Genomic DNA, 12,603 nt, shown 5'->3' on the forward strand with positions numbered 1-12,603 from the left:
ACCAATAAAGAATGATTGCTGTGCCTTGGGAAAGGCAAGCAATCCATTAAGGAAGATGATGATGAAAATGAAAACATTGGCAGCGTTGATGCTGCTGGTCAGCCCGTTATTTACGGTTCAAATGACTCAAGCCCAAGTGACTTCGGCAGATTCAGTTGAATTGGCTGAGCTTGCAAAATTACCCGTTAAAACCATTGTACCGATTACGGCTAAAACCAAAGAGCAGGCGATTGCACAGGCAAAAGTCATTGCAGCCAATCAAGATGCTGACTTGGCTGAGTTTCGTATTGATTTATTAGATTTTGCTAGTGATACCAAACAGGTGATTGCTTTGGGGCATGAATTAAAAAAGGTATTAGGCAATAAAGCCATGATTGCTACGATTCGTACCCATAACGAAGGTGGACAACTCACCATTAGCGATGCGGACTATGGCAAAACCTATCAAGCGTATTTGAAACAACCTTTCATGGACATGCTGGATGTGGAAATGTTCCGAGATCAGCAAGTGGTTAAAAATACCATCAAATTAGCGCATCATAAAAAAGTCCTGATCGTCATGTCGAATCATGATTTTCAGAAAACCCCAAGTGAAGATGAAATTGTTAAACGCTTACTCAAACAAGATCAGCTTGGTGCGGATATTTTAAAAATCGCAGTGATGCCACAAAACAAACAAGATGTATTCACCTTGATGAATGCCACTTTAAAGGTCAGTCAACAATCGAAGAAACCGCTATTGACGATGTCGATGGGCAAATTGGGTACGATTTCACGTATTGCAACTGCGAATATGGGAGGCAGTTTCAGCTTTGGCATGATTGGTGAAGCATCTGCACCGGGTCAAATTGATGTGACTGAACTCAAACAGTTATTAAAAACAGTTCAACCAACACAATAATTTAAAAGGATTTATAGAGATGAAATCGATTTCTTTACGTTTAAGTACTTTAGCTATTGGTTTAGCGGTATCGAGTTTAGCAGCAGCTGAAACCTATGTGGTAGACCGCTATCAAGATGATACCGAAAAGGGTTCACTACGTTGGGCGATTGAACAAGCCAATACCAAACCAAGCGAAGCAAGTGAAATTTTGATTCAAGCGGTTGGCAAAGCACCGTATGCAATTAAGGTCAATAGTCCACTTCCTGAAATTAAAGCACCTGTCAAAATCATTGGTACACAATGGGCAAAAACAGGTGAACATATTGCCATTGATGGTTCAAACTATATCAAAGGACGTGGTGTAGAAGCATGTCCGGGTGCTGTAGAAGGGCAGTTCGGAACCAATGTGCGCACCACAACCTTACCGGGTATCGTGTTACGTGACATTAATGGCGTGACCATTCAAGGTTTAGAAATTCGTCATTTCTGTATCGGTATCTTGATGAATCGCGCCAGCAATAGCTTGATTCAACATAACCGCATTATGCACAACTACGGCGGTGCTGGCGTGATGCTGACAGGTGATGATGGTCAAGGTAATCCAACGGCAACCACCACCAATAACAACAAAGTTCTCGACAACTATTTCCAAGACAATGGCGATGGGCTTGAGTTAACTCGTGGTGCTGCATTTAACTTGGTTGCCAATAATCACTTTATTTCGACGTCTGCAAATCCAGAACCGTCACAAGGAATTGAAATTCTTTGGGGCAATGATAATGCCGTGGTTGGCAACAAATTTGAAAACTATTCAGATGGCTTGCAGATTAACTGGGGTCAGCGTAATTACATTGCTTATAACGAACTCACCAATAACTCATTAGGATTTAACCTGACGGGTGATGGTAATATTTTAGATAGCAACAAAATTCACGGCAATCGTATTGGTATTGCGATCCGTTCTGAAAAAGATGCCAATGCACGTATTACATTAACAAAAAATCAAATTTGGAATAATGCCAAGGACATTAAACGCTGTGAAGCGGGTGGAAACTGTGTACCAAATCAACGTTTAGGTGCAATTCGTTTTGATATCCCTGGGCTTGAGCACGCGCATTTTGTCGGTTCCCGTGGTCATGGGGTCAAGATTGATCCTGCAAATTTACAGAAAACTTGTCAACAACCAAACGAGCAAGGTTGCAATGCTCAACCGAACCAAGCCATTCAAGCACCAAAACTCACAGTATCAAAAGGACAGATTGCTGTTGAGGTGAAAGGACAACCAAATCAACGTTATCAAATCGAATTTTTTGGAAACGCATCAGCACAGTCAAATGAAGCAGAACTTTATTTAGCATCAATTGTTGCTGTGACCAATGCACAGGGGGTTGCAACTGTTTCATGGAAACCGACGACTAAAGTAGCTTCAGTTACTGCCAATGTGACGGATCATTTAGGTGCAACTTCTGAACTAAGTTCAGCAGTGCAAGTCAAATAACAATAAAAGCAGCATCTTTTAGGGGATGCTGCATACATTAAAAAAGACAAGGAATTTTTCGATGAGACAACATTCATTTTTATTTAAAACCAGCTTACTCGCTTTATCTATTCTATCTGCGCCACATGTTATGGCTGATCAGCCATGGTCGCAAGATCGTCAATGGTTGTTGGGTGATTGGAATGGACAACGCCAGCAGCTAGAACAAGACGGTTATAAATTTACTGCATCGATCATGAGTCAAGGTGCGACCAATTTAGAGGGTGGTTATAACGAGAACAACACCTTTAAAAATGCAGCTCAACTGGCTTTAGGTGCAAATTTTGATTTAGACAAAATTGCAGGCTGGAAAGACACCACCGCCAATATTTTAATCACCAAGCGTGACGGCAATGCGTTGACTTTAGAACGACTTAAAGATCCACGTTCAAGTGCTTTAGGGAACACCCAAGAAATCTATGGTCGAGGCAAAATCTGGCGTTTAACACAGGCATGGATTAAAACAGGTTTTGTGGACAATACCGTTCAATTCAAGATTGGACGTATGGGCATGTCAGAAGACTTTAATGGTTCGCAATGTGAATTTCAAAACCTATTGCTTTGCGGCGGACAGCTTGGCAAATCAATCGGTTCAATTTGGTACAACCTACCAGTCGGTCTGTGGGGGGCAAATGTGAAGTATCAGTTTGCACCTGAGTGGACGTTGGGTGTCGGTGTGTATGAAGTGAATCCTGATAATGTGAAAACAGATAAAGACAGTGATGGTTTTAACTTGGATATGGATCACGTTAAAGGTGCAACTATTCCAGTAGAACTGGCTTGGAAACCTAAACTTGCTGTTTTTAATGGTCTAGCCGGTGAATATAAAGTGGGAGCACTTTATTCAACAGCAGAAGCGAATGACATTGCGATCGCAGATAAAGTGCATGATAGTAAACACAGCTTTTGGCTCAATGCACAACAACAACTCACCCAAAAAGCTGATGACCCAAAACGTGGTTTATTCGTGAGCTTTAATGCCGTTGTGAATGACAAGGACACCACCGCTGTACAAAGTACACAACAACTCGCACTTTGGTACAAAGGTGCTTTGGATAGCCGACCAAATGATTCGATTGGTTTTGGTATCGCAAATTATTTAGTCAATGATCGATATAAAGATCGTCAGATTGCAACCAATAGCAGTCGTGGTTACGACCGATACGATGCACTCGCAGCGGATTATGTACCAGTTCAGCGTGATGAACTCAATATCGAGCTGAACTATACCTATCAATGGTCACCTGCGGTTATGTTACGACCAAACCTCCAATATATTCATCAACCTGCGGGCGTAAAAGAAGTGGATGATGCATGGGTTGCTGGTTTGAGCATGCGCGTGAATTTCTAATATAGGAGTATGACGTATGTCTGAATCTTCAAGTACACATACCATACTGAAAATATGGTGTTTTATTTTAGGCCTAGCTTTGTTGCTCACAGGACTGTTCTTTACAGTCGGTGGCGCAAAGCTGGTGACACTGGGTGGATCATGGTATTTCGTGATCTCAGGTTTATTGACCCTCGCATCTTCATTTTTTATTTTTAAGCGAAAAGCCTTCGGTGTTTGGTTATTTAGTCTGGTTTTTGTCGCTACCATCATTTGGTCTTTATTTGATGCGGGTTGGGAGTTTTGGCCATTATTCTCTAGGCTGATGTTCCCAGCAGGTATTTTTGCTGCGTTGATGTTTACATTGCCAGCGATTCGTCGTTATCAATTTCAACCAAGCGCTGATTTGCCTGCTTATGGTTTAGGTGCGTTAACCGTGTTTGGTATGCTGATTGGCTTTTATCAGATGTTTCAACCCCATCCAACGGTTGCTGCATCTGGGGAACAATTACCATTGGTGCCTGTTAAAGCCGATATGACCCAGACCAATTGGCAACATTATGGTCAGGATGCAGGTGGTAGTCGTTTTGCCGCATTGGATCAAATCACTCGTGATAATGTGCATCAGTTGAAAGAAGCATGGCGCTTCCGTACCGGTGATTTCACCACAGGTACAGGCAATGGTGCAGAGGATCAAATGACACCTTTGCAGGTTGGAAATAAAGTCTTTTTATGTACACCGCATAACAATATTTTTGCTCTAGAGGCGGATTCTGGTAAACAAATTTGGAAGGCTGAAGTCAACTCTAAAGCAGATGCTTGGGAACGTTGTCGTGGTGTTGCTTATTTCGATTCAACTCAAGCATTACAACAGCCAACTTTAGCAGGCGCTACGCCTGTGCAGCCTGTTGCAACCAATACAGCATGTTTGCGTCGTGTGTATACCAACACACCTGATGGTCGTTTAATCGCAGTGAATGCCGATACCGGTGAGCGGTGTAAAGACTTTGGTGTAGATGGTACAGTCGATTTACATAAAGGACTGGGTGAGGGCACTAAGGCGCCACGTTTCCAAGTCACCTCTGCGCCAACTGTTGCTGGATCAGTCTTGGTTGTGGGCAGCCGTATTGCTGATAACTTTGCCGCAGATATGCCTGGTGGTGTGATTCGTGCATACGATGTCATTACAGGTGAATTACGTTGGGCCTTTGATCCACGTAATCCAGATCCAAACTATGTACTCAAAGAAGGTGAAATTTATAAACGTAGCTCTGCAAATGCTTGGGCTGCATTATCTTATGATCCTCAAATGAACACCGTATTTTTACCAATGGGCAGTTCATCTGTCGATGTATGGGGCGGCAATCGCCAACCTATTGATCATAAATACAATTCATCCGTATTGGCTTTAGATGCGAGCACAGGTAAAGAAAAGTGGGTGTATCAAACCGTTCATAATGATTTATGGGACTTTGATTTACCAATGCAACCAAGTTTGGTGGATTTCCCAATGCCAGATGGTTCAAATAAACCAGCGGTTGTTATTGGAACCAAATCGGGTCAGTTCTTTGTACTTGACCGCCTAACAGGTCAACCGTTAACAAAGGTGACTGAGCAGCCTGTTAAACCGGCTGATATTCCTGATGAGCAATATAGTCCGACTCAACCACGTTCAGTGGAAATGCCACAAATTGGCAATCAAACTATAACTGAATCAGATATGTGGGGTGCGACACCATTTGATCAACTGATGTGTCGTATCAATTTTAAATCGATGCGTTACGAAGGTTTATTTACCGCACCGGGTACTGATATTTCTTTAAGTTTCCCAGGTTCTTTGGGTGGAATGAATTGGGGCAGTATTGCTTTTGATCCAAGCCATCAATATTTGTTTGTCAACGATATGCGGTTGGGCTTATGGATTCAGTTGATTAAACAAACACCAGAAGATTTGGCACTTGAAGCAAGTGGCGGTGAGAAAGTGAATACAGGTATGGGTGCTGTTCCAATGAAAGGAACACCATACAAAGTGAATAAAGATCGTTTCTGGTCGAAGTTCAATATTCCATGCCAAAAACCGCCTTATGGCACAATGACTGCAATTGATATGCGAACACGTCAAATTGCTTGGCAAGTGCCAATGGGGACTGTTGAAGATACTGGACCAATGGGCATTAAAATGGGGCTGAAAGTACCGATTGGGATGCCTACCATTGGTGGACCAATGGCGACACAAGGTGGCTTAGTGTTCTTCGCTGCAACGCAAGATTACTACTTACGCGCGCTTGATTCTTCAACAGGTAAAGAACTATGGAAATCACGGTTGCCTGTGGGAAGCCAAGGTACGCCGATCAGTTATGTTTCACCTAAAACAGGTAAACAATATGTGATGATTACTGCTGGCGGTGCTCGTCAATCTCCTGATCATGGTGACTATGTGATTGCATATAGTTTAGATTAAATCATTCAAAATATTCAGAAACCAAACCTGCAATAGTTGATCTATTGCAGGTTTTTTATTTTTCAATTTTTATATTTAACCAAAGTTCTTTTATAAATTGGCATATTCATTGCTTCATATAAATCATCTGGTCTGACCAGTCAGACAGTGCTATAAATTGGAGCAAATATGGACTTGGAACAATTCAATCAACTCAATGTTGAACAGGCGATGAACACCTTGCAGCCGTGTGTTCATATTGGCTCTTGGATTCAACACCTCATTCAGCAACGTCCTTTTACCTCAACCGATGCGTTATATCAAACAGCAGCGGCACAAGCCCAATTTTGGCAATGGTCTGAAATTTCAAATGCACTTGCACAACACCCAAGAATTGGTGAGAAAAAAGCAGCCATTGTTTTATCTAATAAAGAGCGACAATTTTCCCAAAAAGAACAAAGTCAACTTGATGCAGACATTCAGCTCCAGCAAGCGCTATATCAGGGCAATTTAGCCTATGAGCACAAATTTGGGCATATTTTTCTGATCCGTGCAGCAGGGCGTTCAGGTATTGAGATGCTGGCAGAATTAAATCGTCGTTTAAAAAATACCAATGAACAAGAACAGCAAGAGGTGAAACAACAGCTCAGTGAAATCGCACTAATTCGTCTAAAACAGGAGATCCAATAATGGCAGCTATAAGTACACATATTTTAAATGCATCACTGGGGCAGCCTGCGGTTGGTGTCCTCGTTCAATTATTTCAACAAACCGATCATGGTTTGGTTTTGCGAGATGAACAATTTACAGATGTTGATGGACGGGTTAAGGCATTTGAGACCATTTCACTTACTGAGGGAGATTATCAACTTATTTTCAATATCGCTGAATATTTCCAGTCTTTAGCGGTTGAAAGCTTTTATCCGAGAGTGTGCATTGATTTTAAGGTGGCTGATATTCAGCAACATTACCATGTGCCTTTATTAATCAGTCCATTTTCATATTCCACCTATCGCGGCAGTTAAAACAAGCAATGTAGAAATCATGAACTTTCATTGAGGAAGAAGCACCATGCACAACGATAAAATGCACAGTGATACTGATGCAACAATTTCAGCGGAACATCAATATTTAGGCATGAATAAAAATGTCATTTATGGTTTGCAACATGTACTGACCATGTATGGTGGGATTATTGCTCCGCCATTGATTATTGGTGCTGCCGCGGGTTTAGATGCATCGGAAATTGGATTGTTGGTTGCTGCTGCGCTCTTTGTTGGTGGTATCGCGACCATGTTACAGACATTGGGTTTTAAACATTTCGGGGCAAAGCTTCCTATTGTTCAGGGGGTATCTTTTGCAGGTGTTGCAACGATTCTAGCCATAGTGACCACAGGTGGCGGTTTGGCTTCTGCTTTTGGTGCCGTGATTGTGGCCTCACTGATTGGTTTATTGCTTGCACCATTCTTCTCAAAAATTATTCGGTTTTTCCCACCAGTGGTGACAGGCTGTGTGATTACCATGATTGGTCTTTCTCTTTTACCTGTCGCAATCCGTTGGATGATGGGGGGAAATCCGAAAGCTGAAAATTGGGGAGATCCTGCCAATATTGGCTTGGCGGCGATGACTTTGGCGATTGTCATTCTCTTTAGTATGTTAAAGAGCCAATTATTGCGTCGATTAGCGATTTTAATTGCGATTATTCTAGGAACTATTCTTGCTTCCTTCGCTGGATTTGCTGATTTTTCCAAAGTCGCGAGTGGATCAATGTTTGCCTTTCCTCATATCTTTCATTTTGGTTTGCCTGTCTTTGAATTTACCGCGATTCTTTCCATGGTGATTGTCACCTTGGTAATTATGACCGAAACCACAGCAGATATTATTGCGATTGGCGAAATCGTGGGAAGTAAAGTGGATTCAAAACGTATCGGTGATGGTTTACGTGCAGATATGTTATCCAGTGCAGTTGCACCAATCTTTGGTTCATTTATGCAAACGGCATTTGCACAAAATGTAGGGCTCGTTGCGATCACAGGGATTAAAAGTCGTTTTGTAGTGGCAACAGCGGGTGGGATTTTGGTTGTACTCGGTTTGCTACCTATCGTCGGGCGTTTAGTTGCCGCAATTCCAATGCCTGTTTTAGGTGGTGCTGGAATCGTACTGTTTGGCACCGTCGCAGCGAGCGGTATCCGTACTTTAGCAAAAGTGGATTATAACGATCATAAGAACTTGATTATCGTTGCCACTTCACTGGCAATCGGCATGATTCCAATCGCAAATCATGAATTTTATGCTCAATTTCCAAAATGGGTCGGTACGCTATTACATTCAGGTATTAGCTCAGCATGTATTACCGCCATTTTACTCAACCTTTTATTTAACCATTTACCCTTTAGCAAAAAGTCAGTAGATAGTACGGCATTGCCAGTAAATTCAGGGCATTAATGACACAATTTGGTTATTTTTATTTTCTAAAACTGTAACATTTTTTAATCATCCATCATTAAAAGTCGCTTATTCATTTTTGAATAGGTCTAGGGGAGTTTTGGCTTTTTAAAAGGTTTAAAGCGATTTTTTAATGACATATTCGGGGAACTTTATGAGAACTTTTACTTTAAAATCTGCGACTCTAGTGCTTGCAATGACCGCAGCAATGCAAAGTTGGGCAGTGGATACCAGTTTAAATGGTCTATTTAATTTAGAACAAGACTGTAACGTTAATGACAATTCAGTCAAAACAGTGCAACAAATGTTTGGCTGTGGCGCTGTACATGGTGTCGTTAAATCAGCGTACTACTCTTTAAATAATGGCTATTTTGTCAATAACTTAAATCAAGATACAGTTGCGATTGGCGGTTATATCAAATACGAGACAGCACCATTTTATGGGGTGCAGGCAGCGATTGGTTATGACTTACAACGCCGTTTAGACGAGAAGAATAAAAATGATGAAGTCTCAGAATTAAAAGAAGATCGTGATGGTTTAGCGGAAGCTTATATTACTTGGAAAAATGATTTGGCTAGAGTGACCATTGGTAATCAGCGTCTCAATTTACCTTTTATGGGCGATTATGCAGACCGTCGTATTTTGATGGCTTTATATCAAGCAGCGGATATTCAGGTGGGGAACAATACAGATTTCTTGCGTCTAACCAAAGTCAATAAATTTAAAAGCTATGGCGATGATGCGTTTACCAAAACCACGCGTCAAAATGCCAATATTAAAACAGATGGGGTTTGGTCAATCGGTGCAGGGAAGAGTTTTGAGTTAGCCAATGACAAAAAATTAAAAATGCAGCTTTGGTATCAAGATTATGAGGATTACACAGGTTTAATCTATACACAAGCCGATTTGGCATTTCCCAAACTGAATTATGCGCCTGAGTTTTCACTGCAATATATTTCAGGAAAAGATCAGGGAAAAGCGCTTGCTGGGGAAGTCAACAGCCAGATTTTGGGTGTTCAGGCAGCGTTTAAGGTGATGCCAACTGCAAGTCTTAAAGTGGCATATAACTATATCAAACCTGACCATGACAGTTATCTAAATGGTGCGCTTTTAACGCCTTATGCCACAAAAACATCTTCTGGTGAATTTTTTGCCCAGCCATTTTTTACCAGTACCCAAGATTTAGGGGCTGGAAATGCCTTTATGCTGTCCTTAGAGGGTAAACTGACAGACCAAGTGATTGCGGGTACTCGCTATTCTTTTATGGACTTAAAGGAAAGTGCAGATGTTGCCAGTCGTAATCAATCTGAATATATGATTTTTGGTATCTATAATTTTACAGGTGCTTTAAAAGGTTTGAGCGTCAGTAATTTCTTTGGTATCCAAACCTCACCACGTTATGAAAAGGACTTTCTACAGAATCGTTTTGCCTTGAGTTATAAGTTCTAAAACGAATCTTATGAATACGACCTATTTCAAATGTGAAATAGGTTTTTTATTTTCCACTATATTTTTCTCACTGTTTTGATCTAACTCTGCATAAAAAAAGCCCCCAATGAAGGGGGGAGTTAAAACTTTACTTTATTAATCTAATGGATTTCCCACAATATTGCTAATGATTCCTTGCATAATATGTGAACCTTGTTCCTGATACAGGGATTGATACCATTCTTCAGTCACTTTTTGATCTTTCATATGGGTCACATCACAACGTTTACGTGCACGTAATACCATTTCTTTGGTTCGATCATTACGTTTGTTTTGGTATCTTTCCAGTGCATCATCTAAACCAAAAGTATTTATCTGCAAAGCACGTGCCAAGTAAATGGCATCTTCAATGGCTTGGCAACCACCTTGTCCAATATCAGGTGTTGTACTGTGGGCTGCATCACCGAGTAAAACCACTCGACCTTTATAAAAATTCATAAAAGGTTCAATATCATGTATTTCGACACGATTGGTTTTTTGCTCGTCCAAAGTATCAATCAATCTTTGGACTGGAGCACACCAACCATTAAAATATTTCTTTAAATCTTGCTTATAGCATTCACGTTGATTGGGTAGACCCGCATCTAAAGGCACATCGAAGAAGAAATAAAAACGGTTTTGTGCGACAGGCATGAGTGACACTCGTTTTCCTTCACCCACATAAGTGGTCCATTGCTGTGCAGGGGCAATATTCTCATCTATGTCTACTAAACCATTCCAATTTACATAACCTGCATAACGACGTTCGACTTGATAACCAAGTACAAATTTACGGGTGATGGAATGGGTGCCATCTGCACCAATCAGTAAATCGGCTTTTATTTGGGAACCATCTTCAAAATGGAGAGTAACATCATCTTGATGATCTTCAATTCCAGTCATTTTCATAGCAAGTTTGATATCTTCAAAACCAAACTGTTGCATGAGAAGCTGTTGTAAATCTGCACGAGCGACAGGATAGGCACGTTGTCCAACTTCTTTATAGAGAGGTGTTAAGCTAAATTGGGTCATGCTTTGTTGCGTGAGTCCATCGATATAGGCAAGGGATTCCATTTGCCCACCTAAGGTCTGAATTTGCTCAGTTAAACCGAGATAGTTCAGACATTTGACACCATTGGACCAAAGAGAAATCGCTGCACCCACTGGTCGAATTTCAGCAGCTTGTTCGTAGATCGTAACCTGATGACCAAATTTCTTTAAAGCGATACCAGCAGTTAAACCGCCCATACCAGCACCTACAATCGCAATATTCATCGTTTAGATCCTGATTGTTAAAAATATAAAATTTCTAAACAGTCTTAAGCGAGAATTGTGCCAGTTTTTAGCTTGTGGTTTTACTGGTCATACCAGTTATTATGCCTTATAAAATAGCAGTAATAGGAAAGGTGCGTTGATGTGGTTCGAAGCATGGGGCAAAGTGGTGCATTAATAAAAGTTCAAGTTTTTATCTAAAGTAGAAATAAGATTTTTCTTAAATTAATGTGATTACGATAGGCTACATATTTTAAAACATTTTATAAAAAACTTAATTCGGTAGACTTTAAGACGATAAATTTTTACCTTACTTTTGAGAGATCAAAAGTAACAAAAATCCTTTGTTTAGCTGATGGTACTTCCCTGATACCACAGCTAAACAGGCGGCATCCATGCCGCCAGTCACGATAGTCAATAAAGTTTATATTCAAATTAAATGTGGGGCTTTTTAAGCATTCTCATGTCGAGAAAAATACACACCAGCCCTTTGCGCAGCACCGATGATATGGGCTTGCATGGCTTTTTCAGCGGCAGCAGCATCTTGTTTAAACAAGGCTTGTAAAATAACGTCATGCTCTTGAATAGTTTTAAAAGCAAGATTGGGTTGTACAAAGGGGAGAATCTGGCTTTTTTTCATCCATTCAGTATGCATTTTAAGTGTCTGAATAATAGACTGATTATGACTGAGTTCAATAATATGTTGGTGAAAAGCGTAATCAAATTCAGAAGCAGCTTGCCAATTTTGTTCTTTGATTGAAGTCGAGAGCGCTTCATAGTGTTGTTTTAAGATATTTTTATCATTTTCGGTTAAATACTCGCAGGCGAGGAGAGCACAAAAGCCTTCTAATACATAGCGTAATTGATAGAAATCTTTTAAAGAAACTCGATGTTCACCTTCCCATTGTTCCGCTGCTTTACTATGTTGTGAAATGACATAGACCCCTTTACCTGCCTTGATTTCTAATAATCCTAAAGCTGCGAGACGCGTTAAGGCTTCTCGTAAAGAAGCACGACTGATGCCTAATTGGATGGCTAAATCACGTTGAGAGGGTAAAGCAGAACCGATCGTGTAAGTGCCTTGTTGAATGCGTTGATGAATGACTTCCACAGCTTGCTCAGTCACCTGAGATGATTTTCCATTGAGCATTGCTTGTGGGCTCATCCGTAACGTATCCTAAATAAAATAAACAATTTGATTCTACACAAAATTTATAAATTAAGATTG

General features: G+C 40.7%; 10 protein-coding genes. 8 read left to right on the forward strand and 2 right to left on the reverse strand.

The window, feature by feature from the left end:
- Positions 1-61: 61 nt before the first annotated feature.
- The 8 genes from aroD to MMP72_RS11790 all read left to right on the forward strand — a co-directional run bounded on the left by aroD (position 62) and on the right by MMP72_RS11790 (position 10,085).
- Complete coding sequence (aroD, locus tag MMP72_RS11755) at positions 62-901, forward strand: type I 3-dehydroquinate dehydratase (RefSeq protein ID WP_241317485.1); 840 nt, start codon at positions 62-64, stop codon at positions 899-901.
- Positions 902-920: 19 nt separating this feature from the next.
- Positions 921-2,381 carry a NosD domain-containing protein gene (locus MMP72_RS11760; RefSeq protein ID WP_241317487.1) on the forward strand — a complete coding sequence of 487 codons (1,461 nt, stop codon included), beginning with the start codon at positions 921-923 and terminating at the stop codon, positions 2,379-2,381.
- A 61-nt stretch (positions 2,382-2,442) separates the two neighbouring features.
- Complete coding sequence (locus MMP72_RS11765) at positions 2,443-3,771, forward strand: carbohydrate porin (RefSeq protein ID WP_241317489.1); 1,329 nt, start codon at positions 2,443-2,445, stop codon at positions 3,769-3,771.
- Positions 3,772-3,787: 16 nt separating this feature from the next.
- Complete coding sequence (locus MMP72_RS11770; RefSeq protein ID WP_241317492.1) at positions 3,788-6,211, forward strand: glucose/quinate/shikimate family membrane-bound PQQ-dependent dehydrogenase; 2,424 nt, start codon at positions 3,788-3,790, stop codon at positions 6,209-6,211.
- A 168-nt stretch (positions 6,212-6,379) separates the two neighbouring features.
- Positions 6,380-6,880, forward strand: a complete 501-nt coding sequence (gene uraD, locus MMP72_RS11775; protein ID WP_241317494.1) for a 2-oxo-4-hydroxy-4-carboxy-5-ureidoimidazoline decarboxylase — start codon at positions 6,380-6,382, stop codon at positions 6,878-6,880.
- Positions 6,880-7,215: a hydroxyisourate hydrolase gene (gene uraH, locus MMP72_RS11780; protein WP_241317496.1), complete on the forward strand. Its 336-nt coding sequence runs from the start codon at positions 6,880-6,882 to the stop codon at positions 7,213-7,215. The genes uraD and uraH overlap by 1 nt, the downstream gene beginning before the upstream one ends.
- 46 nt (positions 7,216-7,261) lie before the next feature.
- Positions 7,262-8,635 (forward strand): nucleobase:cation symporter-2 family protein, encoded by a 1,374-nt coding sequence (locus MMP72_RS11785; protein ID WP_241317498.1) that lies wholly within the window; start codon positions 7,262-7,264, stop codon positions 8,633-8,635.
- Positions 8,636-8,789: 154 nt separating this feature from the next.
- A complete protein-coding gene (locus tag MMP72_RS11790; protein WP_241317500.1) occupies positions 8,790-10,085 on the forward strand; it encodes a hypothetical protein in 1,296 nt (431 codons plus the stop codon).
- A 135-nt stretch (positions 10,086-10,220) separates the two neighbouring features.
- On the opposite strand, the gene hpxO is transcribed toward MMP72_RS11790, so the two are convergent.
- A complete protein-coding gene (hpxO, locus tag MMP72_RS11795; RefSeq protein ID WP_241317502.1) occupies positions 10,221-11,378 on the reverse strand; it encodes an FAD-dependent urate hydroxylase HpxO in 1,158 nt (385 codons plus the stop codon).
- A gap of 448 nt (positions 11,379-11,826) precedes the next feature.
- Complete coding sequence (locus MMP72_RS11800; protein ID WP_241317504.1) at positions 11,827-12,540, reverse strand: FCD domain-containing protein; 714 nt, start codon at positions 12,538-12,540, stop codon at positions 11,827-11,829.
- Positions 12,541-12,603: the final 63 nt, after the last annotated feature.

The organism is Acinetobacter sp. NIPH 2699 (assembly GCF_022549355.1).
Taxonomy (GTDB): domain Bacteria; phylum Pseudomonadota; class Gammaproteobacteria; order Pseudomonadales; family Moraxellaceae; genus Acinetobacter.